General features: G+C 68.6%; 15 protein-coding genes and 1 pseudogene. 5 read left to right on the top strand and 11 right to left on the bottom strand.

Features of this window, described 5'->3' with window-relative positions:
* Positions 1 to 123: 123 nt before the first annotated feature.
* The 3 genes from NEH16_RS00475 (at position 124) to NEH16_RS33800 (ending at position 7854) form a co-directional block, all read left to right on the top strand.
* On the top strand, positions 124 to 6969 hold the full coding sequence (locus tag NEH16_RS00475; RefSeq protein ID WP_265538421.1) for an RHS repeat-associated core domain-containing protein: 6846 nt from the start codon (positions 124 to 126) through the stop codon (positions 6967 to 6969).
* A complete protein-coding gene (locus NEH16_RS00470; RefSeq protein WP_265538420.1) occupies positions 6966 to 7199 on the top strand; it encodes a hypothetical protein in 234 nt (77 codons plus the stop codon). Before NEH16_RS00475 ends, NEH16_RS00470 begins: the two co-directional genes overlap by 4 nt.
* 289 nt (positions 7200 to 7488) lie before the next feature.
* Positions 7489 to 7854, top strand: coding sequence for a hypothetical protein (locus NEH16_RS33800; protein WP_430523739.1), 366 nt, complete (start codon positions 7489 to 7491; stop codon positions 7852 to 7854).
* 15 nt (positions 7855 to 7869) lie between these two features.
* Here the strand turns inward: NEH16_RS33800 and NEH16_RS00460 are convergent.
* The 9 genes from NEH16_RS00460 to NEH16_RS00420 form a co-directional block, all read right to left on the bottom strand.
* A protein-coding gene (locus tag NEH16_RS00460; protein WP_374215714.1) for an IS5 family transposase occupies positions 7870 to 8660 on the bottom strand; the annotation gives its coding sequence in 2 pieces (ribosomal slippage) (positions 7870 to 8345 and positions 8345 to 8660; 792 coding nt in all).
* Between the two features lie 746 nt (positions 8661 to 9406).
* Complete coding sequence (locus tag NEH16_RS00455; protein ID WP_265538418.1) at positions 9407 to 10516, bottom strand: NlpC/P60 family protein; 1110 nt, start codon at positions 10514 to 10516, stop codon at positions 9407 to 9409.
* The gene (locus tag NEH16_RS00450; RefSeq protein ID WP_265538417.1) at positions 10513 to 13395 is read right to left on the bottom strand and encodes a hypothetical protein; all 2883 of its coding nucleotides are present in this window, start codon (positions 13393 to 13395) and stop codon (positions 10513 to 10515) included. Before NEH16_RS00450 ends, NEH16_RS00455 begins: the two co-directional genes overlap by 4 nt.
* Positions 13392 to 16010 (bottom strand): ATP-binding protein, encoded by a 2619-nt coding sequence (locus NEH16_RS00445; protein WP_265538416.1) that lies wholly within the window; start codon positions 16008 to 16010, stop codon positions 13392 to 13394. The genes NEH16_RS00450 and NEH16_RS00445 overlap by 4 nt, the downstream gene beginning before the upstream one ends.
* A 12-nt stretch (positions 16011 to 16022) precedes the next feature.
* Positions 16023 to 16778 (bottom strand): hypothetical protein, encoded by a 756-nt coding sequence (locus tag NEH16_RS00440; RefSeq protein WP_265538415.1) that lies wholly within the window; start codon positions 16776 to 16778, stop codon positions 16023 to 16025.
* A complete protein-coding gene (locus NEH16_RS00435; protein WP_265538414.1) occupies positions 16775 to 17116 on the bottom strand; it encodes a hypothetical protein in 342 nt (113 codons plus the stop codon). Before NEH16_RS00435 ends, NEH16_RS00440 begins: the two co-directional genes overlap by 4 nt.
* A complete protein-coding gene (locus NEH16_RS00430; RefSeq protein WP_265538413.1) occupies positions 17116 to 18135 on the bottom strand; it encodes a conjugal transfer protein in 1020 nt (339 codons plus the stop codon). The genes NEH16_RS00435 and NEH16_RS00430 overlap by 1 nt, the downstream gene beginning before the upstream one ends.
* Positions 18132 to 18395 carry a hypothetical protein gene (locus NEH16_RS00425; protein ID WP_265538412.1) on the bottom strand — a complete coding sequence of 88 codons (264 nt, stop codon included), beginning with the start codon at positions 18393 to 18395 and terminating at the stop codon, positions 18132 to 18134. The genes NEH16_RS00430 and NEH16_RS00425 overlap by 4 nt, the downstream gene beginning before the upstream one ends.
* Positions 18396 to 18510: 115 nt before the next feature.
* Positions 18511 to 19341 (bottom strand): hypothetical protein, encoded by an 831-nt coding sequence (locus NEH16_RS00420; protein WP_265538411.1) that lies wholly within the window; start codon positions 19339 to 19341, stop codon positions 18511 to 18513.
* Positions 19342 to 19672: 331 nt separating this feature from the next.
* On the opposite strand from NEH16_RS00420, the gene NEH16_RS00415 reads away from it, so the two are divergent.
* Positions 19673 to 20998 carry a hypothetical protein gene (locus NEH16_RS00415; RefSeq protein WP_265538410.1) on the top strand — a complete coding sequence of 442 codons (1326 nt, stop codon included), beginning with the start codon at positions 19673 to 19675 and terminating at the stop codon, positions 20996 to 20998.
* 64 nt (positions 20999 to 21062) lie between these two features.
* Positions 21063 to 21266, top strand: a pseudogene (locus NEH16_RS00410) (transposase); the annotation flags it as partial.
* 15 nt (positions 21267 to 21281) lie between these two features.
* Here the strand turns inward: NEH16_RS00410 and NEH16_RS00405 are convergent.
* Together NEH16_RS00405 and NEH16_RS00400 are read right to left on the bottom strand one after the other, a co-directional pair.
* The gene (locus NEH16_RS00405; RefSeq protein WP_265538409.1) at positions 21282 to 22658 is read right to left on the bottom strand and encodes a hypothetical protein; all 1377 of its coding nucleotides are present in this window, start codon (positions 22656 to 22658) and stop codon (positions 21282 to 21284) included.
* Positions 22659 to 22898: 240 nt separating this feature from the next.
* Positions 22899 to 23315 carry a hypothetical protein gene (locus NEH16_RS00400; protein ID WP_265538408.1) on the bottom strand — a complete coding sequence of 139 codons (417 nt, stop codon included), beginning with the start codon at positions 23313 to 23315 and terminating at the stop codon, positions 22899 to 22901.
* Positions 23316 to 23706 lie beyond the last annotated feature (391 nt).

Below are 23706 nucleotides of genomic sequence, written 5' to 3'. Positions count from 1 at the left end.
GCGGACCTGTCAGTGGTCCGCCCACCCGACATGCGCAGACACCTCTGCGCGATATCGACCCAAGTTTTCCGCGCCTGGCCCATCTGAGTGGTCGGGCGCCCGACAGTGATGGACACGTCACATATGAAAGCCAGCCCCGGAGCAAGATTGCTCCGCAGAACCTCACTCGTCCTGTCCACGGTTCTCATAGGTAGTCTCCTGCAGGGCGTCGCAACCCCCGTCGCTGCTGCGGCGTCGAGCCTGCCCGGTCTGCCTGCGTCGGAGAAGCCTGTTGCGGGCACCAAGGACACGAAGGTGAAACCGCGGGCGCAGCACAAGGGATCGCGCGTTCCGACAGCCACCCCGCACAGCACGCTGCCGAAGGCGACCGAGGTCACCTCGTCACTTCCGGCCCCGGGCGCCAAGGGCGCGAGCCGGTTCGCCTCGCCGAAGGGGCAGCCCATCGGGATCGCGCGTGCCACGAGCAGTGCGACCGGCAAGAGCAGGGCGAAGAGCAGCATGGCGAGCGACGCTCTTGCGCTGAACGGCGTCACCTCACGCGTATTCGATTCCCAGCACGCCAAGCGTGTGGGAGTGAAGGGCCTGCTGTTCACCCTCGCTCCGAAGGCCGCGGATTCCTCCGCCGAGGGCAAGGCTCCGCTTGACGTCTCCGTCGACTACTCCTCCTTCGCCCAGTCCTTCGGCGGCTCCTACGCGTCCCGCATGCAGTTGGTGAAACTGCCGTCCTGTGCGTTGACGACGCCCGAGCAGGACAAGTGCCGCAAGTCGCAGCCGGTCGCGGCAGTCAACAACACGGACCAGCAGACGCTGACCGCCAGCGCCATGTCACTGCAGGCCGGAGCGCCGACGGTTCTCGCGGCCACGGCGGCGGAGGAGGGGGACAAGGGCGACTACAAGGCCACCTCTCTCTCGCCTTCCTCCACCTGGGCCACCAGCCTCAACACCGGCGACTTCACCTGGTCCTACGACTTCCAGACCCCTGAGGTACCGGGCGGGCTGAAGCCGAGCGTCGGTCTCTCCTACTCGTCGGGTGCCATCGACGGGCGTACCGGGGGAACGAACAACCAGGGCTCCTGGGTCGGCGATGGCTTCGACCTGTGGCCCGGTTCCATTGAGCGCCGCTACAAGCCGTGCGCCGACGACGGCGTGAAGAACGCCGACGGCGGTAAGCCCGGTGACCTGTGCTGGGCGTACGACAACGCCTACATCTCGTTCAACGGCGCGAGCGGCGAACTCGTCCAGACCGGCACCAACACCTTCAAGCTCAAGAACGACGACGGCACGAAGATCGCCCGCAGCTACAACACCGCCCTCGAAAACGGTGACAACGATGGCGAGTACTGGCGTGTGACCACCCCGGACGGTACGAAGTACTACTTCGGCCTCAACCGGCCCAGCGACTGGAAGGAAGGCGACGAGGACACGAACTCGACCTGGACGGTTCCGGTCTACGGGAACGACACCGGCGAGAAGTGCCACGGCGCCACGTTCGCGGAATCCTGGTGCCAACAGGGCTGGCGATGGAACCTCGACACCGTTGTCGACACCCACGGCAACGCCATCACCTATCACTACGGCAAGGAGACCAACTCCTACGGCCGCAACCTCAAGGCCGAAGACGACACGTCGTACGTCCGCGGCGGGTACCTCGACAAGATCAACTACGGCCTGCGACAGGGCGCCTACTACGCCCCGCCACTGGCCCAGGTCGTCTTCGACAACAAGGAACGCTGCCTGCCCCAGACAGGTGTGACCTGCGCGTCCGACACGATCGACTCCAAGTCGGCCTACTGGTACGACACCCCCTGGGACCTCAACTGCAAGGCCGGCACCAGCTGCGACAACGGCCGGCTCTCCCCGTCCTTCTGGACCCGCAAGCGGCTCACCGGCATCACGACCCAGGTGCGCAACACCGCAGGCACCTACGACAAGGTCGACTCCTGGAAGTTCGACCACCACTGGGGCACCGCGGACGTCGACTACCAGCTCCTGCTGGACAGCATCCAGCACACCGGCGAATCGGCGACCCCGGCCATCACGCTCCCCAAGACCACCTTCGACTACACCCAGCTGGAGAACCGGCTCGACAAGACCGGCGACGGCTACGCCCCGTTCGTCAAGGACCGGCTCTCGAGCGTTGCCGACGAGTCGGGTGGGCAGATCGATGCGAACTTCTCCGCCCCTGCATGTAACTGGAGCGAGCTGCCGACTCCGGCGACGAACACCACGAGGTGCTTCCCGCAGTACATCGGCGGGGACAGCACCGACGACGCGGACCTGCAGTGGTTCAACAAGTACGTCACCGACTCCGTGACCAAGACGGACCGAACCGGCGGGTCGCCGGACCAGGTCACCATGTACGACTACCTCGGTGATGCCGCTTGGCACTACGACGATGACGACGGCCTGACCAAGGAGAAGGAGAAGACCTGGTCCCAGTGGCGTGGCTACCAGCACGTCAGGGTCAGGACCGGAGGCCAGGGTGGCGCCACTGAGATGAAGACGCAGCAGGATAGCTACTTCCTGCGCGGCATGAACGGCGACCGCAAGGATGCCTCCGGAGGTACCAAGTCCGTCTCCGCCACGTTGGACGAGGGCGAGGGCGACCCCATCACCGACCACGAAGCCGTCCCCGGCTTCGGCTACAAGACGGTGACCTTCGACAAGCCCGGCGGCAAGATTCTCGGCAAGACTGTCAGCCGTCCCTGGTACCACGAGACCGGGAAGAAGGTCCGGGACTGGGGCACCGTCACCTCCAACTTCACCGGAACCGCCAGCAGCAAGACCTGGACGTCACTGGACGCGGGCGCAGGCAACAAGTGGCGCACCACCGCAACGGCGACCAAGCACGACACCATCGCCGGTCGAATCATCGAAGCTGACGACTACGGCGACGACACCACTTCCGCGGACAACACATGCACGCGTACCACCTACGCGGGGGATGCGAGCAGCGCAATTCTCAGCATGCCGGTCCGCACAGAGACGGTCGCCAAGGCATGTGACGCGCCGGTCGACCGAACGAAGGATGTGCTGAGCGACGTCCGCTCGGCCTACGACAACGGCGCCTACGGAGCCGCCCCCACGAAGGGGAACGTGACCGCGGTCGCATCCCTGAAGAGCCACGATGGCACGAAGGCCACGTACATCGAAGCCGGAGCCAAGTTCGACATCTACGGCAGGCCGCTGAGTACCACCGACCTGACCGCCGATGTGACGGTCACGGACGACGGCACCCCTGTCCGCACCGCCCGCACGGACGGCCGCACCACCACAAACACCTACACGCCCACGACCGGCTTCGCCACCCAAGCGAAGGTGACCACGCCACCGGCCAAGGCATCCGACGCAACGACGGCCCAGGTCTCCACCACGGACTTTGACACGGTGCGAGGGCTGGTCGCCAAGAAGACCGACACGAACAACAACGTCGCCGAGTATGCCTACGACGCGCTCGGCCGGACGACCAAGGTCTGGGCCGCCGACCGCCGCAACACGCAAACGCCCACCAAGGAGTTCGTCTACACGGTCGACGAGGACAAGCCGGTCGCGGTCGCGACCAAGTCGCTGAACAACACCGGCGGACAGATCACGTCCTACGAACTGTTCGACGGATTCCTGCGAAGCCGCCAGACCCAGGACCCCGGGCCCGATGGCGGCGGCGTCCTCGCGGACACCTTCTACGACGAACGCGGCCTCGTCACCAAGACCTTCGAGCCCTATTACGTCACGGACGCGCCCAGCACCGAGCTCTTCAAGCCGGACGACGCACTGTCGGTCGAGACCCAGACCCGTACTGCGTACGACGGACTGAACCGCGCCGTTCAGATGCAGCAGATGGCCGGCAACGGTGACGGCGGCCAGATCCTCAACACCACCAAGACCATCTACGGTGGCGACCGCACCACGACCATCCCCCCGGTTGGCGGCACAGCCACCACGGTGTTGAGCGACGCCCGCGGCAACACCGTAGAGCTGCGGCAGCTGCACAGCCGTTCCGCTGACGCCGCCTACGACAGCACTACGTACCACTACACACCGCGCAACGAACTGGACAAGGTCACCGACCCCGCCGGAAACCACTGGACGTACACGTACGACCAGCTCGGCCGGAAGATCTCCACAACCGACCCTGACCAGGGCACGGCAACCACCACCTACGACGACCGCGGCCAGGTGACCTTCACCAAGGGCTCGCGCACCGACGTCCCCGGACTGGCGTACCTCTACGACGACCTCGGCCGCCAGACCGAGGTACGCGAGAAGTCCGCCACCGGAACCCTGCGGACCAAGCAGGTCTACGACACGGTCTCAGGCGCCAAGGGGCAGCTCGCCGAATCCACCCGGTACGTGAACGGCCAGGCATACACCTCCAAGGTCACCGCCTACGACAAGCTCTACCGTCCCATCCGGACCGCAGTCGTCATCCCCGCCGCTGAGGGCGCCCTCCAGGGCACCTACCAGACCGGCACCACCTTCCTGCCCTCCGGCCTCACCGCAGGCGTGAGCTACTCCGCCGCCGGCTCCCTGCCGGGCGGATCCACGAACTACACCTACGACAACGCAACGCTCCGCCCTGCCACGGTCTACGGCGAGGGCATGACATCCAGCGTCAGCTACAGCCTCACCGGCAAGCCGCTCCAGTACCAGATGAGCCTGACCAACAGCGGCAAGATCACGCAGGTCACCAACACCTACGAGTGGGGCACCCAGCGCCTCGCCACCTCCCGCGTCGACCGCCAGGACCAGCCCGGCGTCGACCGCTACGCCACCTACCACTACGACGAGGTCGGCAACGTCCGCGCAATCTCGGACACGTCCCGCACCGGCACGGACAACCAGTGCTCCACCTACGACTACCTCGGCCGCCTCACTGAAGCCTGGGTCCAGCCCACAACAACCTGCGCAACCGCACCCGCGGCGTCACAGGTCGGAGGCCCAGCCCCGTACTGGCAGACCTTCACCTACGACAAGTCCGGCAACCGTGCCACCCAGACCCGGCACGACGTAACGGGTGACACCGCCAAGGACCTCAAGGACACCTACACCTACCCCAAGCCCGGCACGGCCCAGGCCCACAGCCTAAGCTCCCGGACGACCACCAGCCGGGCAGGATCCACCACCGACGTCTACACCTACGACGCCTCCGGGAACACGATCACCCGGCCGGGCCAGTCGCTGACCTGGGACGTCGAGGACCACTTGGCGAGCGTCACCAAGAGCGGCAAGACCACCAGCTACCTCTACGACGCCTCCGGCAACCGGCTCATAGGCCGGACCCCGACCGAGACCACCCTGTACCTGGGGAACACCGAAGTCGCCCTCCCGGCAGGCGCTACCAAGGCAAAGGCCACCCGGTACTTCGACCTCGGCGGTGGCCAGATGGCCATCCGCAGTGACGACGGCACCTTCGCCTTCACCGTCGCCGACCAGCACGGCACCGGCGAACTGTCCATCCAGGCATCCAGCCTCGCCATCACCCAGCGCCGCACCCTCCCCTTCGGCGGAGAACGCGGCACGACACCCACAACCTGGCCCGGCACCAAGGGATTCGTCGGCGGCACCGACGACACCAAAACCACCGGCCTCACCCACCTCGGCGCCCGCGAGTACGACGCCGACCTCGGCCGTTTCATCTCAGTCGACCCGGTCCTCGACCTCACCGACCCCCAGCAGATGAACGGCTACACCTACAGCAACAACAACCCCGCCACATACTCAGATCCCACCGGCCTCTGGCTCGACGACGGCACTGGCCACAACGAGCCACGCCCTGGCCAGCACCGCGAGGATGCCGGCAAGGCACCCGGAGGCACCGGAGAGAACGGCTGCTACTACACCTGCGGTCAGCCCAGTACCAAGGGCACTGGCAGTGATAGCGGTGACAGCGACACTGGCGGCAACGACAGCGGAGGCAACGGCCCCTGCGGCAACAACTGGTTCTCGGGGGTCTGCCACGGCTTCGGAGAACTGGTTTACGGTGTCGTCGGAAACGTTCCGCGCACGGCAGAGCTGGCCGGATGGCTCGTAGACGGTGACTGTTGGCATGGTGGCGCAGGTGCGCCAGGGTGCGATTACGGAAATACGTACGACGAGTGGGTAGCCGGCCAGGGGTTTGACACGTCGAGCGACATGTACCTAGTGCCCAGCTTCCTCATCGCCATGCTCACTTCGCGTGAGCCGGAGGAAGGCGGTGCGGTCGCAGGTCCTAAGCCTAAGCCTAAGGCGAAAGCTAAGCCGAAGCTTGGTGAGTGTCACAGTTTCGCGCCCGGCACGGGAGTGCTGCTCGCCGACGGAACGCAGAAGGCCATCGAAGACGTAGAAGTCGGGGACGTCGTCCGAACCACGGATGTGGGCACCGGGGTAAGCGTCGACAGAAAGGTGATCGACACGATCACCACTGATGACGACAAATACTTCACGGACGTCACCATCGCCGATGGTGGGAAGTTGTCGAGCGTCATCGCAACCGACACGCATCCGTTCTGGGTGCCAAATGCTGATGAGTGGGTCGAGGCGGGCGATCTGGTTGTCGGTCAGTGGCTGAAGACGAGCCAAGGGGACCGTGTTCGAATAGTTGCTCTCCGTCACTATGTCGAGCGTCAGAGAACCCACGATCTCACCATTCAGGACATCCATGCGTACTATGTGCTGGCGGGGAGCACGCCGGTACTCGTACACAACAGCAACGGATCGTGTGGCGTATGGCAGTCCGAGTTCGACAACCTGCCGAAGGGGAGGCAGGGGCACGTGCGGGAGATGCCTGATGAGCAGACGATGCGTGACGCCTTCGAGCGCTGGACTGCTGGCGCTGAACAACTCCCAGCGCGAGGCCCCAAAATCCCGGACGTGTATCGACTCGAAGATGGCACCGTGATCCAGTGGAGAACGGCGTCTGCTTCTGGTGGAGCGACAGTAGATATCCAGCCAGGTAGTGGTGGAAAGCCAATGAAGGTTCACTTGCCATGATCGACAGAAATGTTTTCGCTGACGTGCTGATGGAAGGGATGGACGATTGGGTCCCAATCGATCAGCTCATCTGGGCAGCAAGGGAAGAGGCGAAGGGCCGCTCATGGAAGGAGTTCTTCGCCGAGCTGCTGCACTTCCTGCTCGAAGATGATCTGATCCAGATTGGCGAACTTGCCGCAGAGGGGTTTTCGCCGTGGAGGGGGAGGTGCGCGAAGTTGTCCAGTTGGTAATCAATGACCTTGAGCGTCTTTCCTGGGAGCCTAAGCTGGGCAGTCGTGCCTGGATCGCCAATACGGAAGCAGGCAATCAAGTCGCACGATCCTTGATCGACTGCTAGCGCCAGCCTCTCGGGCTGAGGGCGTGTTCCCCGCGCACCTGCGCTGAGCCCGAAGTCTGCGACGATCACAGGGGTCGTTGCAGACGGTTTGCAATTTCAAATCTGAAGCTCCACCGGTTGCGACTGGTGGGGCTTCAGTCGTGTCTGACGGCAGCAATTGACGGGCAGCGGCGGACCTGGTGGTGTCCGTCGCCGTTGTCGTCGGTGTGTCAGGAACGGTCGAGGGTCGCACTGAGGGTGTCGAGGGCTTGGCGTTGGAGGCCGAGCCGGACATGGGCGTAGATGGTGGCCGTGACGCCGATGTGGGCGTGTCCGAGGAGTTCTTTGATGACGACGAGTTCGACGCCTTCCTCCAGGAGGAGGGTGGCTGTGGTGTGGCGGAGGTCGTGGAAGCGGATCGTGCGGAGCTCGGCGTGGGGAGGAGAGCATGGAAGGTGCGGATGAGGTTGGTCTGTTCGATCGGGCGGCCAATGGTCGTGGTGAAGACATATCCGGTCTCGGTCCACTGGTCAGCGGCGGACTGCTTCTCCTGCTGCTGCCGTCCCTGAGAGCTCGTAACACGATCATGAGTTGGCCCTCTTGAGGCGTCTCCAGCAGATGAGGCTGCAGGCGAGGGAGACGAAGGCGTCGTGGAGTTCGGTGCGGCGCTCCCAGCGAACGGCGAGGCGCTTGAACTGGTGGAGCAGGGCGAAGGTCTGCTCGACGACGTAGCGGAGCTTGCCCAGCCCTTTGATGTTCGGTGAGCCCTTGCGGGAGATGACCGGCAGGATCCGGCGCTTGCGCAGTTCGCGGCGGTTGGGGTTGGAGTCGTAGCCCTTGTCTCCGAGGAGGGCCTCAGGGCGCCGGCGGGGCCGCCCTCGGCGGCCGGCGACGGGCGGGACGCCGTCGACCAGGGCGAGGGTCTGGGGGACGTCGTTGACGTTGGCCGCGATGGTGATGACCCTGAGCGGGGTGCCGCGTCCGTCGCAGATCAGGTGATGCTTGCTGCCCGGCTTCCGCCGGTCGACCGGCGACGGACCGGTGTCGGCTCCCCCTTTTTCGCGCGGACGTGGGAACCGTCCACGCATGCTCTGGACCAGTCCAGCTCGCCGGCCGCATGCAGTCTGGAGAGCAGGATCCGGTGCAGCCGGTCGAAGACCCCGGCCTGCTGCCACCGCTCAAGGCGCCGCCAGCAGGTCTGACCCGAGCCGAACCCCAGCTCCAGGGGCAGCAGTTGCGAGGCGATGTCGTTGTGCAGCACGTAGAGGATGCCCTGCAGGCACTGCCGGTCCGGCACCGGCCGTGGACCGGGAGCCTTCTCGGGCCAGGGCGGCAGGAGCGGCTCGATCAGCGCCCACAGGTCATCGTCCACGATCCACGGCCGGGTAGTCACACCATCTCGAACGGCCGAATCGTCACACTGGTCACGGCCAACCAGGGCAGTTCAACAAGATCGTGTTACGAGCTCGTAGTATGTGCTGGCGGGTAACACCCCGGTCCTGGTGCATAACAGCAGCTGTACGAAGCTGCAGGCCAGGTTGGCTGCCGAAGAGCTTGCGGGCGCAGATGGACACGCATTTCGCAAGCACGTGGTGGAGCAGGGGGAGTTCCCGGGGATTCGTACGCGCAAGGAATTTTCCCGGATGATCGAGGACGTTATCCTCAACGGTGAGCGCCGTGTCGGTGGCGGTGGAAGGACCGCGTACTGGCGAAATGGGGTTATCGTAATTCGTAATCCTAAATCCCGAGACGGGGGAACCGTATTCGCGCCAAAGGACGGGTACGAATACTTTACGCGGAACTTTAGGCAAGGATGAGAGGGGTGGTCCCTTTGTATGTGGATGACCAGGGGGAGCGAATCGTCGTGACGATGCCCAGGGAGGAGTTTTTCCTTGTTCAGTCGTTGATGAGCGAAGCCCTCGAAACGGGGGATCCACGTGATTTCGATTCGCGTGTGGGAGCGACGATGGATGAGGTGAGGGAGCTTCTCCGGAGTCTGCCGGACCTTCCCTTCGGCTATGTGTGAGTCATAGACTCGGACGCTGAAGCAAATTTGGCCCCGCCAGGCACTGTCTGGCGGGGCCAAATGCCGCCGTATCACTACGACCAGATCTCAACCCGTCACAGCACCCGCCGTACGTCCCAGTCGTACTTTTCCCAGTACCCGGCCAGGGATGTGGTTTTGACGGTTTTGCCGGGGCGGGGTGCGTGGATCATGGTGTTGTTGCCGGTGTAGAGGCCGACGTGTCCCCAGTTTCCGTCGTTGTTGATCACGATGAGGTCGCCGGGCTGGATATCGGCACGGTCGACGCGGGTTCCGAAGTGCCGCATCTGCTGGGAGGTACGGGGCAGGGTGATACCGGCGCCCGTGTGGAAGGCGTAGAGCATGAGGCCGGAGCAGTCGTAGCCGCCCTTCGTCGGGCCCGAAGTGCTGCCTCCGCCCCACACGTACGGGGTCCCGAGCTCGGAGCTCGCAGCCCTGATTACCGCTCCGGCCCGCCCCTTCGCCGCCGCCGGGGCACCGGCCCCGGTGGGGAGAGCGTCGTACTCGGCGACGTAGCCGGTGACGTCGTTCACGTAGGTGGCGGAGTGGTTGTAGCGGCAGATCGCCTTGCGGAGCTGGTCGGCCTGCTTCAGGTCGGTGGTGCCGGTGCCGCAGAGGTATGCGGCGGTGCCGAGCGCGGCGTCGAAAGCGTTGTGCGGGTCTTTGAGGCCGTCGTTGTTGCCGTCCTGTCCGGTCGGCCCGTTCCAGGTGGAGGGCAGGAACTGCATCGGGCCGACCGCCCGGTCGTAGGCGGTGTCGCCGTCGAGCCGGCCGCGGTCGGTGTCCGTGAACGAGGTGCGGTTGCCGCCGACGCCGGAGCCGTTGAGCCGGACCCCGAGGATGTGCGGGGTGATGTTCCCGTTGGCGGCGACGGTGCGCCCGGCGGCGTGGTTGGACTCGACCTTCCCGATCCCCGCGATCACGGACCACCGCATCCCCTTGCACTTCGGCCGCAGCACAGCGATCTGGGTGGCGGCGCGGGTGTAGGCGGACAGCATGACAGGGTCGATCCCCGCGACTTTCCCGGGCGCCCCGCCCGACGCGGCGACGGGGGCGGCTTCGTCTTCTTCGTGGCCGGCCGCCCCGTTGGCGACGGCCGCGACGAACAGCACCACCAGCCCCAGGACCAGGACGACCGGCGCCAGGAGCGCCGACCCTGCCAGGAGCACCTTCCCCTTCCCCGTCACGACGATGTCCCCGGACCGGTCCGGCGGCGCCCGGTACGCGGTGGCCCCGGTGCGCGCGGCGAAGGCGCCGGTGCCGGGTCGGTGGCGCGGTTGTGCCGTACGCGGTGGAGTTGTTGGTGGAGGCGGGCGTGCGCCGCGCTGGCGGGCGGCTGGAGACCGCGCCGGGGAGCCGGCCGTCGGCGCACACCTCCCGGCCGCAGCGCCCGGTCCGGTGCGGACCCCGGTTCGGCGGCCCCGGGTTCGGCGGTCTGCGGGGTGGTGGGTGCGGGGAGGCGGCGGGTCGCGGGCACCGTCGGCGGAGTCTGCTGCGGGGCCGGTTGCGGGGCGGGCGGTGTGGCGGGGTGGTAGGCGCCGAGGCCGGGGCGGCCGCGGACGATGCGGCCGAGGGAGCGCACGTTGTGCCGGGCTTCCCGGCCGAGTTCGAGGGCCGGCTGGACCCGGGTGCTCATCTCCTGCCTCCGGTCGTGCAGTTGCTGGGCCGTGGTGGTGGCCCGCGCCGCTGCCCGCCCTGGCAGGGCGGAGACGGCGGGGCCGACCCTGCGGGCGACGCGCGGTCCGTAGACGGGCAGGCCGACGGTGGCCTGGAGCCCCACCTTCCCGGCCCGTACGGCGGTGCGTGCTCCTGCCCGTACGGTGCGTTCGGCGGCGGTGGCCAGGCCGGTTGCGGCGCGGCCGCCGCTGCGGGCCAGGCGCGAGGTGATCCCGGCGGCTGCCCGCCGGCCGCCGATGCGGGCTGCTGTGCCGAGCGCGGTGCTGGTGCCGCCGGTGGCCACTGCGGCGCCGAGCGCGAGCCCGCCGAGCACCAGCCGCTTCCCGACCCTGCCCCGCTCCCGCCCCGGGGGCGCGGGGGCGGCCCCGCCCAGGGGGCTGTTCCCGAGCCGCTGCCTCACCCGGGTGACCATGCCCTTGGTGGTGCGGGCGAGTTTGCGGCGGTAGAGGAACGCAGCGACGCAGATGCCATCCAGCACGATGAACCGCACGGTCAGCCCGCCCGGCAGATCACGTTCGGGGGTGTTGAGGACGGTGTTGACGACGACCACGAACACCGCCAGGCAGGTGACGCAGGCCAGCATCAGGGCGAGACTGCGGGCGATGGCCGCGGCCCGTTCCCACAGCCAGGCCCGCCCGGGGCCGGGCAGGATCCCGACGGCCAGAGCCACTTTCGCGATCATCGCCTCGATGGCGATGTTGACCTGCGCGAAGAGGAACCCGCTCCCCAGGACGGTGATGAACGCGCAGGTGAGGAACGCGGCCAGGAGCATGAACGCGGCGCCGCCGACCTTGTCCATCGACGCCTTCTTCACCGCCCCGGCGTCCTTGACGCAGTCCTTCTCGAAGCTGGCGACCGGCCCCGAGCCGTGGATCATGTTCATCACTTCGTCGGTGGTCACGTCCACGGCGGTGCCCACGATCCAGTCCTTCACCGTGTCGGGCAGCGCGACCCCGATGCCGGGGATGTGCTTGAGGAAGGACTTGCCCTTCTCCTTGCGCTGGTCGACCTCGCGGTCGTAGACGGCCTGCTCGATCCGGGAGTCACGGAACTCCTTCCCGCACTTCCCGTCGAACGTCTGCCCGTACGAGAGGAGCATCGCGGGCCGGGCCACGAACGCGTCCACGAGGGCGTCGGTGATGGGCCGTGCCAGCGCGCTGGGTGCGGAGCGCACCTGCTCACCGACACTGCTTCCGGATGGCTTCTGCTCCCAGCCGGCTTCGGTGGTGGGCCGGGTGCTGTCGATGGGTTCCTTGTCCAGGACCAGGGCGGCCGTCTCCACGGCCAGGTTCCGCACGCTCGCCACGGCCCCGGTGTCCTTGCTGAGCAGGAGCTGCGGGGGCGAGGCGAGCGCCCCGATGGCGAGCGCGGAGATGACCAGCGCGGCCGCCATCTCGCCCCAGCCCCTGACCCGGTTCCCGAACAGCAGATGGAAGGACGCCACGACCAGGGTGACTGTCAGGAACAGCAGCGGGAGCCCGAGCTGGGTGACGACGCTGCCGTACAGCGACGTCGACACCTGGAGGGCCGGCTTCAGCAGGAGCCCAGCCAGGAAGAACGACAGGCTCCAGGAGATGAGGAAGCACGCGAAGCTCACCGCCCACTTGATGCCCAGGAACAGCATGTCGACGAGGAACCCCTCAATCGACAGGTCCCAGTCCTTCCAACTGCCGGTGTCGGCGTAGATGCGGTACGAGCTGACCGGATTCCCGTCCCGGTCGGTCACATCGAACGCGGACAGCACCCCGCCCTGGGCCGCCCGGTCCTTCTTGTACGCGTCGACCTTCTTCTCGAACTCCTCCTGCGCCTTCTTCTCCTTGCGCCGCTCCTCCTCGGCGGCCTCCCTCTTCTCGCGCTCCTCCTTCGCACGCGCATCGTCGAGGAGGTCGGAGAGGCCGTTGTCCGTGGCCGACGGGCTGGGCACCAGAGGGCTCGGCTTGAGCGGGTTCGGCGGCCCGGGCAGCATCGGGGGAGAGGACGTGGACCCGGACGTACCCGGAACGGGCCCCTGAGGCCCGGGTACGAACGGGTTGTCGAGCAACCCGCGACTGGCCGACGGGGACGGCGTCGGGCTGGGCGCCGCGTGGGCGGCCACACCGGCGAGTACGACGGACATCAGGCACGAGAGCGCGAGGAGGACGAGCCCGGCCGCCATGCTCCTCCCCGGCCGCAACCACCGCCGCACACCGCGCAGTACACGCAGCACGCGTACGGGAACGCGCCCGCCCCGCAGCCACGGCCGCCCGCCCAGCGCCCGGGCCGCGCCCAGAACGGGAACACGTCCGTACCGGCCCCGGTTCAAGCCGCTGCGGCCGCGTTCGGCGGCTGCGTCCCGGGCCCGGGGCTGGTCCTTGATCTGTGCCGGTGCGCCGGCCTGCCGCAGGGTCATGCCGTGGTGCTCTGTAGGGGCTGGGAGTGGATGTGGGCGACGGCTTGCTCGTCGGCGGGCAGGGTGATCTGCATGGCGCCGATCCGGCCGGTGAGGTCTCGGTGCAGGCACTCGCCGGCCCGGGCGGCACGCTCGTCATCGCTCAGCTCGGGGCTGGTGGGCGACAGCTCGGTGGTGACGAGCGCGAGGAGGTCCTGGTCGTTGGGGTCGCAGCCCAGGAACGTCAGGGCGCGGCGGGCGAGGGTGACGTCGGTGTGCCGGAAGACGAACTTGCGGGGGATGAGGCCGCGCAGGATCTGTCCGTCCTCCAAGTCGCCGGAGCCGATGTCTTCGTCGTCGTGCCCGCCGAACAGGGCGCCGGCGCCGTGTTTGCGGCCGTCGCGTACGAGCTCCAGGGCCAGGGCGAGACCTTCGGGGCTGGAGGTCAGCCACCAGCACTCGTCCCACACCACGAGCGCGAACTCGTCCAGGTCCGCGTAGACGATCTTCCGGCACAGGGCGGCGATCAGGTACATCACGGCCCGGCCGAAGACCTTCTCGAACTCCATCTTCTCCAGCCGCCCCTCGCGCAGCTCGCTCTTCGTCGGCAGCGCGAGCGAGGCCACGGAGAAGACGAGGGTGTCGGCCGACGATCCGCGGACCACGGGCAGCGTCTCGTCGAACACCGCCCGGGCGAGGTCCTTGCGGCACACGGCGGCCAGCCGCCGCGCCGCCATCGCCGAGCACGTGTCCCCCGACGCGCCCCGGTTGGTGAGCTCCTCGACCAGCACCGTCATGGAGGGGTGCGGCTGGGCGAGTACGGCCTCGATCGCCTCGGACAGGGCGATGCCCTCGTCGCTCATCGGCGCGAGCCCCAGCAACAGGGTCAGAAAGCTCTCGGTGAAGCGTTGGGCTTCGCGGCCGGTGAAGATGCGCAGCGGGTCGAGGGAGATGCGGGCGTGGTCGTCGATGGTGATGCACTCGGTCTGGCCCGGGCACGCCTGGGCGTAGCGGAGCCATTCCTGACGCGGCGTCCGGTCCACGATCACGACCCGGCCTCGCCGGTAGCTGCCCCGGGTGCGGTGCCCGGCGGCGAGCACCGAGTACACCGCAGCCTTCATCGCGGTCGACTTGCCCGCGCCGAGCTCCCCGACGAACGCCGCCGTCGCGGAGGTGTTCTCCCGCGGGCCGCGTGTCCAGTCGGTGAGGACGGGGCGCACGCCGCCGCCGGCGAGCTGGAGCCCGAACAAGGGCCCGGTGCTGTCGCCGAGCCCGCCGCCGTTGAACGGGGCAGCCATCGCGAAGTCCCGGGCCAGCAGGTACTGCGCGTACTGGGCCATGACCTGCGGGGTGCGGGTCCCGGGCAGCATCCCGTACCAGAGGTTCTCCTGCTCCCCGCGCGGCCGGGCGAAGGTGTACTCGTTGCCGGCGAAGTGCCCGGCCAGCTCCCCGGCCCGCCGCTCGGCTTCTTCGGGGGTGCCGCCCCAGACGCACAACGCCGCCATCGCCCGCACCTCCACCTCGGTACTCGACGCGGTCAGCCGCTCCCTGTACTCGTCGAGCCCGCCGACGGCCTTGTCGACGCTGGCCGGAACACCGGCACTCTCGCCCTCGTACTCGGCGTACTGATTGGCGAGCTCGCGCGCCTGGCGCCGGGTCTTCGCCTCCGCCTCGGCCCCGGACGAGACATGGAGGCGCACCACCCAGTCGACCGGGAACGAGAACATGTCCAGGGAGGCGAGGTACTCCGAGCCGGGGAAGACGAACGCCTCCGGCATCTCGGAAAGGGCGAGCATCACCTGATACGACGGCCCGTACTCGGTCGTGACCTCCAGCCACCGCCGCGCGAGCGGACCCACCGCCCCCGCCCGGCGTCGGCGCCCACGCACCCCGGCCCGTCCACCAGCCGCGCCGCGGCCCGTACCGCGGCTGCCCCAGCCCACGTCCCGGGCATCGCCGGCCAGGTCCTCCAGGAGATTCCCGCCCTCGGCGAGCACAACCTGCCCGAGCGACGCCGCGCCCCGGCCCCGCCCGCGCATCCGCGCCGGCTCACCCTCGGGCAGCACGGGTTCGAGGAGACCGCGCCGGGTGCTGTGCCCGTAGATCCACAGGATCTCGGCCGTCGTCGCGGGCCGCAGCGTGATCCCCGACGGCCACACCGACGCCATCCGCTCGGCCTGGGCCAGGCGCTCACCCTCCTCACGGGCGGACACCGGACGGGGCAGCAACCCCAGCTGCAGGGCGACGTCGGCGCGGGCGGCGGCGACCACCTCGCGCACCGACTCCCCACGGCTCAACGGCAAAGGGACGGCGAGCCAGTCGGTGCGACCGGTCAGCTCCAGCTGCTCCAACTGCCCGCGCAGCAGCTCGGTGGACTCCCGGTAGCGGGCAGAGACCGAAAGGTCGATGCCCGTCGTCATCTTCGCCAGGACGCTCTCCGGGTCGACGGCCGGGCACAGGCTCAGCAGCATCGACTCACCCGGGAGCGACTTGACCAGCGCCTCCAGCTGCCCCAGCCGCCGGTTCTTCGAACGCCGGGACGTATCACCGCCGCCGGACCCCGCCACCCGGTACACCGCCCAGACCTGCCCGTGCACCGTCCACATCACGTTCCCGGCCACATGCCGGATCGGCATCCGCACCCCGGATCACACCCCTCGCCGCGCCGTACGCGGATCGCTCACGTCATCTCGGACCCCGCGCCGGCGGGCCGCCAGCAACGCCGCGGCGACCGGCACCGGCCGCCGCTCCACCACGACCTCGCTCTTGCCGGTCCTGCCTGCACCCGCCCCGGCCGCGCCCCGCCCCGCCGCCCGAGCGCCGCCCGTGGACGGGTCGAGGACGACGTCCTGGTCGAGGGCTGCAGAACGACGAGATGCCAGGAGGCCCGGGGGTACGACGCTCGCCGATCGGACGGTCGCCCCGGCCCGGTGTGCGCGGAGCATCGGCGCGCCACCCGCCCCACCGTGTACCGGTCGTTCCGGGGCCCAGGTGATGCTGCACACCCCGATCAGCGGCCGCCGACCGCGCAGGTCCTTGAGCGGGCGCCCGCCGAGCCGGCCGCCGGACGGCCGGGTCAGCAACCCGAGCGAACTCCCAGCCACCGCCAACGGACTACGGCCGTCGACCTGCACATGCCGCACCAGCAGCGAAAGCCCGTACGGCATGCCGAGCGCGAGCACGTAGTTCAGGAGCCCGAAGTGCGCCCACACCGCCCGGGTCAGCAGCAGCAGGGTCAGCGACCCGGCCAGCACAACCATCTGCGGCACCGTGTACGGGCCACCCCAGATCCGACCGCGCCCACCGGGCCACCGGCCGATCATCAGCGGATGCCGCCGCGCCCGGGTGTAACACCGCCCGACCAGCACCTCCGGCCCCGAACCGGCCACCACCGCGCTGCTCACCGCTGCTCACCCCGGCCAGGCAACGGGCCATAGGTCTCGAGGACCGCGTATCCGGCGCCCGCGCCGTGGACCGCGCTACTGCTACTGCTGCTGGGGGTGAGGTCGTCGCCGATGCTGTCGCGGAACGTCGGCGCGTTCAGCACCACGAACCACAAGGCCGCGCCGCCGAGCGCCGCGACGAACGCCGCCACCACCGACTTCGACTTCGCCCATGTGACCACCACGGCGGCCACCACCATCAGCAGCATCACCGAACCGCTCAGCAGACTCGTCACCTTCTGGGCCAGCCGGTCGACGTCATCGACCGCCCCCGCCAGCACCAGCACATCTGCATGCATCACTGCGCCTCCTCCTCATCGGCCCGCGCCGAGCCCTTGCTCAGCACGGGAGCTCCCTCCACGGATCCGATCTCCCACCGGCCATCCCGCGCGGTGATCACGACGGCGTACGCCAGCGGCCGCTCCTGCCCGGCCGTATCCGTCGCGGCGACCTGGACCAACAGCTCCCGCCGCGCACCGTCGCCCGGCGCGTCCTGCTGGGCGCCGGGGTCGTTGGTGCCGGTCTCGGCGACCTGCGCGACCTCGACCCGCGCGTACGGCGCGGGCGAGACGGCGGACAGCTCGGTCCCGGGGGAGAGGTAGCGGTCCAGCTGCCCACTGCCGGCCAGATACGCGGCGAAAAACCCGGCCAGCGTCTGCCCGGCCGGATCCGCGGCCGGTACGGGCACGGACTGCCCGTACGCCAGCGACGGAGCCTCACCCGAAACCGGCGCTGCGACCTCCGCGGGAAGCGCGGCCGCCGACAGCACCCCACCCGCACCGGACCGCACCGGAACCTGGAAGTACCGCAGCACCGAGCCCGGCTCCGACTCCGACCCGCCCTCCGGCTCGGCCTTGGCGCCCGCCGCCCCGGTGGGGACGACGCGGGCGGCCACGGTCACCGACCAGTACCCGCCCGACACCTCCCGCACCTTCACCGCCGCGAGCTCCTGCGCCCGCTGCGCCCCCGGAGCGGCCCTCAGCGTCACGTCCCGGGCGGTCGGCAGGAACGAGGCCAGCAAGTCCTCGGTGCCCTCACCGGCCGCCAGGTACGCGCTGACGAACAGCTCCGCGAACCCGCCCGGCCCCACCGACTGCCCCACCGCGGGCTGCTCCTGGCGGACCGGAGCCACCGGCGCCACCGGAGCGGGCCGCGAGACCATCGACAACACGCCCAGCACCGGCCCGGCCACAATCAGCGCCCACGTTGTACGACGCAGCACCGTCACCGCGTTGGCGGCGGCGCCGAGGGAACCCAGCGCCCACCCGCCCGCCTCACCCGGCAGCACGTCCTCCACACCCTCGGTGCGCCGCCTCACGACCGCCCCCGCAGCGCCTGGTCGTCCTGACCGGTGCGGCTCTGCTCCGGCAGCCGGAGCCAGCGGGCGAAAGCAGAACTTGCCCGCGTGGCTTCCTCATCGAGGTAGGAGCGCATCGACGCCGCCGTCGCATCGGCGAACGGCGCCGTCTCCAGCTGCACCACCAGCGCGCGCAGCCGCCCGCGTGCCCGCACCAGCACGGCGAGATCCGACTCACCGCCGGCGTCGCTGTCCGTGCTCGTGAGCCCGGGGTCCGTCATGATCCGCCACCCCTTCCCAACCCGCACCCGGCAGTACCTCCGCCGCCACCCACCCCAAGGAGCCGCCAGCGCCCAAACGTGACCGCGAATCCCGAGAAATCTGAAAACGAGGCCGTCATGCCGCCTGCACCCACCGCTCCGCGACGACCCGCATCTGCCGCACCGTCCGGCTCCGCCGCTTCCGCCACGCCACCGCGGACACCCCCGCCCCGGCCTGCGCGCCGACCCGGGTCTCGTCCGCGATCACCCGCGCCCGGTCGGCGTCCATCTGGCCCGCGCCCACGGCCCACACCAGCAGCTCGACCAGCTCCCCCCGGGCTCCGTCGACGCCTTCGCCATCCCGCAGCAACCCCGCCCTCGCGGCCCGCCGCTCCAGGACGCCCGCCCACGCGGACTGGGCCGGGTCGTCGTCCGCCGGCTCCCCGGACAGCACCGCGTCGAGGTACGGGTACTGCACGACGCCGCCCTCAGCGCTCTCGGCCTTCAGCTCGCGACTGGCCAGGTGCAGCGTCTCCAACAGCAAGTTCGCCGCGGCCCCGCTCGTACGCCCGAGCGGAAAGCGGCGCACGACCTGGAACAGGCACGCGACGACCACCCGCCCGGTCTCGTCGTAGTCCCGGCCGGCCTGAAGACGACGCGTCAGCCGCATAGCCCCCGGCACCATGGCCTGCACAATCACCCGCGCCGCCAGCAGCGCCCCGGCGCCCTCGCCGACCGCCCGCTCCAGCAGCACCCGAAGCCACCGGTCGCTGTGCCCGCGGTCTTGCGTCCGGTCCCGGCGACCGAGCTCGGCCAGGACCTCCGACAGGCCGCCCTCGACCTCCCTGTCCCCGAAGTGCACGCCGCCTTCGCGCAGCCATCCGAGCACCATCTCGGTGTGGCCCGGCTCGGCGCACACGACCGCCCACTCGGCATTCAGCGACTCAAAAACACGGGTTCCGTTCACGGCAGCTCTCCTTCAGGCGATGCCGTGAATGCTTCTCAGGCCCTCCGACCCAATCGCTGACCCAAATCCCCGAACGCGCAGGTCAGGAGGTTGCCCAAATGCTGACCCAGGCCGTGCGGAGGGACTGGGTCAGCGAGTCAGCGGCCCGGAGAAATCCCCCGATGCGCCCTCGCTTCTTCCTCCAGGCAATCCCAGGTAGTGGCGCGGCAGCGGATACGAACGATGCGACCCGGGCTGCCTTCGCGACCTCGTCGCCTGAGTTGAACCCTTCGCTCGGATGGCCAAGGCAGTACGAAGGGGGTGTGTCAGTGGGTGGTTCTACGCTCGGCCCATGAACATTGATGATCTTGAGTGGCAGTCGCGTGAGCTGGGCGGGTACCCGCCCGTATTGGTGGACCTGCTGGTGGAGCGCGGGCATGTGGAGCAGCTGGTACGGGCGGCTTCCCGCGGAGCGTGGTCCTGCGCGAGGGCGGCAGCGCGTGAACTGTGCGGGGCGGGGGAGCTTGAACGAGCCTTGGGCGTACTGGAGGCGTACGTCGAGGTCGGTTGGGAGCCGGCACGCTGGGCAGTTGCCGACGCTCTGCTCCGAGCGGGACGGGGAGAGCAGGCAGTGGAATGGGCCCGCCCGGATGAGGCGGGACTCGCGTCCGAGCGCACCTGTCGCAACTTTGCCGAGCTCCTGGTGAATGTTGGACGGGTGGATGAGGCGATACGGGTCCTGACGCCGCACTTGGACCGGGGCTGGATGCTGGCCGCGCTCGTCGAACTCACTGATGGCCAAGGCCGGGACGAGCAGGTCCTGGAACTGCTCGCACCCAGGGCGGAGCGCGCCCGCAGCGCCCGCGGTGAGGAGCGCTGGAACCTCGATGCCAGCAACGCGCAGGAGCTTCAGGCCCGGGTCTTGGAGCGCGCCGGCCGCATCAATGAGGCGGTCCGGGTGCTTGGCGGGGACATTGCCGCCGGCCGCTACCTTGTCCAGAACACGCTTGAGGCATATGCCGCGCTGCTCCGACGCAACGACCGGATGCAGGAGCTGTGCGACCTGGGCACTGGAGAGCACGCCCACATGGCTCTGCCGTACTACGTCAAGTCCCTCGAGGACCACGGCCGGGCCGACGAGGCCGAATCCATCCTGCGTCGCTTCATAGCAGCTGACGAGTGGGACCGTTTCCGCTGGCCGCTGATTGACCTTTTGGGGCGCCTGGGCAGGTTCGAGGACGCCGTCGAGGTAGGTCGACCCACGTTCGACTATCACGACGCGTGCCTCCTCGAAAGCGTCGTCCACCTTCTCGTCGAGGCCGGGCGTTACGACGACGCCCTGGCCATCCTCGACGAGCGCGATGCAGAGTACGTCGAAGAGCACTCCTCCTGGTTCCACAGCAATCGGATATGGCTGCTGGGCGAGGCGGGCCGGTACGAGGAGGCCCTCGTATACGCCAAGACTCTCCCGACGGGCTTTTACGGACTTGCGTCCAGCACTGCGTGGATCCTTGAGGAGCTGGGACGTGTCGAGGACGCGTTGGACCTGCTCCGCACAGATCCGGAGGTGGACGCCTGGGAGGCAGCAGCGCTCCTTGTCCGGCATGGGCGCGCAGACGAGGCGATGGAGGGCATGCCCTCCATCGCTGATCTTCGAGCGGCCAGCCGCTGGGGTTAGTCGGCACTGCTTGCCTCACCTTGCAGGTGGGCCCGCACAGTCTCTGAGACCGTGCGGGCCCACCGACCAGGACCGAAACCGCTACCGACGGGGCAGGCGGCGAGGCCGCCCGCCCGCTTTCGACAAGCAGGTCTACACGCGATGCAACGTTGTGGAACGGTGCTTCAATCGCCTGAAGCAGTGGCGCGGGATCGCCACCCGATACGACAAGACCGCCCAGTCCTACGAAGCAGCGATCACCCTCGCCTCGCTCCTTATGCGGGCGTGAGGCGAGGGGCAATCTCTAAAAGGGTGGCTCCAGGGAATACCCGTTCTCGCCGACGAGCACGGGGTCGGGCTTGGGTTCGGCAGCACGCTGTTCCGCCACTGTGGGGTGAACGGCGATCGCCTCCTCCGCACGCCCTTGCAGGACCAGGACCTCGCACAGTTCCTCGCGTGCCTTGACCGTGCCCAAAGTTCGCAGTTCATCGGCGGCGTCCTCAAGACGGCCAGCTTGCCTGAGGAGGTTGGCCTTGAAGATGCGAGGGTCGGTCCAGGGGCGGTCAAGACGGGCCACGGTGATGGCCTCGTCGGCGCGGCCGAGCCCGGCGAGCGCCCAGGCCCGCCACCAGTGCTGGAACTCCTCGTGACCGTGGTGGGGTACAACCCTTGGGTGCTCGACCAGATAGAGCAGTTCTTCGGGGCGGTCGAGAAGTGGGCGGACGAGTGGTGCCAGGAGGTTGGAGCAGTCGTACCAGCCGAAGCCGGGCTCCGCGACGACGATCGCGTCGTCCAGTCGGCCTTCCTCCAGCAACATCGAGGAAAGCCAGGCACGGTACCCGCCCCAGTCGTCGGCGGCGATGGCATCTCTCATCACGCCTTCGGCCTCCTCGACCCGGCCATGACGGCGCAGAGCACCCGCGTAGATGTCCAAGACGGTGTGTGCATCGTGGCTGCCAACCAGTTCGCGCAACTCTTCGAACCGCCCGTGGCGCGCGAGCAGTTCGGCGTATGCGATGAGGGTGTTATGAGCGAGGAACCGGCGCCCGGCGATGTCCTGGCCGAGGAGCTGGATTGCCTCATCAGCACGATCCGCCCGCTCCAGCACACGGGCCTGCATCTCCTGAGCTTCGGAGAAGGCGTAGTCCCGGTGTTCTTCGCCGCGGGCCTGACGTGCATGGTCTGCGAGCGGGGCAATCAGCTCCAGCACCCACTTGTCACGGCCTTGCCCATCGGTGAGATCCACCAGAACGGACAGAAGCCACGGCTTGTCGAGGTGCGGGACGAGTAGTTCGATTGCCTCGTCGATGCGCCCCGCCTTGCCGAGCACCTCAGCGAGAGCACGAATATCGGTCCCGGAGGCCCGGCCAGGGGCGCCCGTACGGACCAGGTCCAAAGCCTCCTCCGTTCCGCGGCCCGCTCGGAGCAGGATCTCGGCCTTCGCATACAAGGCGGGCCGCCATCCCGCCACGGCGAACGGCTCCATCACAGATAGCGCGCGCCCGAAGTCCCCCGCCTGGCACAGGCCCTCCACCGCCCCCTCAGCACAGAACCACTCACCACGATCCACTGCCACCTGGGCCACCAGATTCAGGTGGCCGTGCTCCAACAGGAGACGCACCCTTCTTGGGGGTATTCCGCGATAGTTGCTCGCCTGCCAGACAAGATCGTCCATATCCATGCCGGAAGCGTAGAAGCACCCACCGACATGTCACCGAGGCACCGGCCGATCGGTCATCTTCGCCCCATCACGACGTGGGCTTGGCCTTTGACGACAACTCCTAGCGGCGTCGTCCACTCGGCCTCGCTAACCGTCGAGTGATCGCCCGCCTCTCCCTGAAGACTGGGACCCGGTGGAACTGCGGGCGGTGCCAGGGCTGGGAAGGTGGTGGGTGGCTCGCGGCCGACGGCCGCTCTCGGGTCACTTCGCGAAGGGGTCCAGCCCGCGTACGTCCTCGGCCTTGACCACGTCGGAGGCGTCCGGCTTCTGTGGTTCGACCGGCACGTCGGCGTCGTAGACGTCGACCACTACGGGGGTGTCCGCGATCTCGAACTCGATGCCGCGGGGTGTCGGCTTGCCCGTTTTCGGTACGTGGACGACCACCTCGCCGTCCTTGACCGCGTGCGTGAGCGTGACGCGCTGCTCCCCGTCCACTGCGCGGGGGTTGCTGTGCTTGGCGGTGGTCACCGAGGCGGGCACTCCTGCGTAGGCTCTGTCCATCCGGCACAGCGAAACGGCGGTCTGAGCGGTCAGCTCGGCGGCCGATGACTCCACGTACTTACCCCGCGACTTCGCGATGGCGTCCTTGGCCGCGGCCACCGCCTCGGGTCCAACCATCTGTGCCACCACGATGGAGTCGTTCAGCGTCGCGTCGTCGTATGCCGACCAGGCGCGGTCGCCGATGATGACGAAGCGGGTTACCGCGTGGGCGCGGGTGTAGGTGCCGGTGCAGTGGCCCTCACGGTCGACGTGCAGATCGATCGAAGTGCCGCCCTCGTCCCTGACCTCCCCTTCAAGCCGAACGAGCGGTAAGCCTTGAACGTCTCCAGCGCCTCGGTCATGCGTTGCGCGTCGCTCACGGACGGCGCGGGAGACGCCTTGGCTTCGGCTGCCTCTTCGTCGGTCCCGCCGCAACCCGCCAGGCCACTCACCGCGACAACGGCGCACAGTACCGCCGCCAGCTTTCTCCAGCTCGCCATGTTCGGCGCCCTCCTAGAATCCGCCCGCC

It is taken from the genome of Streptomyces drozdowiczii (genome assembly GCF_026167665.1).
Taxonomy (GTDB): Bacteria; Actinomycetota; Actinomycetes; order Streptomycetales; family Streptomycetaceae; genus Streptomyces; species Streptomyces drozdowiczii_A.
Note: the sequence above shows the minus strand (reverse complement) of the source record. Positions and strands in the feature narration are given on the sequence as shown.

What these genes read in the sequence shown, in the direction of transcription:
- NEH16_RS00475 (WP_265538421.1), top strand. Translation starts at nt 124, where the DNA reads ATGAAAGCCAGCCCCGGAGCAAGATTGCTCCGCAGAACCTCACTCGTC.
- NEH16_RS00470 (WP_265538420.1), top strand. Translation starts at nt 6,966, where the DNA reads ATGATCGACAGAAATGTTTTCGCTGACGTGCTGATGGAAGGGATGGAC.
- NEH16_RS00450 (WP_265538417.1), bottom strand. Translation starts at nt 13,395, where the DNA reads ATGACCCTGCGGCAGGCCGGCGCACCGGCACAGATCAAGGACCAGCCC.
- NEH16_RS00445 (WP_265538416.1), bottom strand. Translation starts at nt 16,010, where the DNA reads ATGCCGATCCGGCATGTGGCCGGGAACGTGATGTGGACGGTGCACGGG.
- NEH16_RS00435 (WP_265538414.1), bottom strand. Translation starts at nt 17,116, where the DNA reads ATGCATGCAGATGTGCTGGTGCTGGCGGGGGCGGTCGATGACGTCGAC.
- NEH16_RS00425 (WP_265538412.1), bottom strand. Translation starts at nt 18,395, where the DNA reads ATGACGGACCCCGGGCTCACGAGCACGGACAGCGACGCCGGCGGTGAG.
- NEH16_RS00415 (WP_265538410.1), top strand. Translation starts at nt 19,673, where the DNA reads ATGAACATTGATGATCTTGAGTGGCAGTCGCGTGAGCTGGGCGGGTAC.
- NEH16_RS00405 (WP_265538409.1), bottom strand. Translation starts at nt 22,658, where the DNA reads ATGGATATGGACGATCTTGTCTGGCAGGCGAGCAACTATCGCGGAATA.
- NEH16_RS00400 (WP_265538408.1), bottom strand. Translation starts at nt 23,315, where the DNA reads ATGGTTGGACCCGAGGCGGTGGCCGCGGCCAAGGACGCCATCGCGAAG.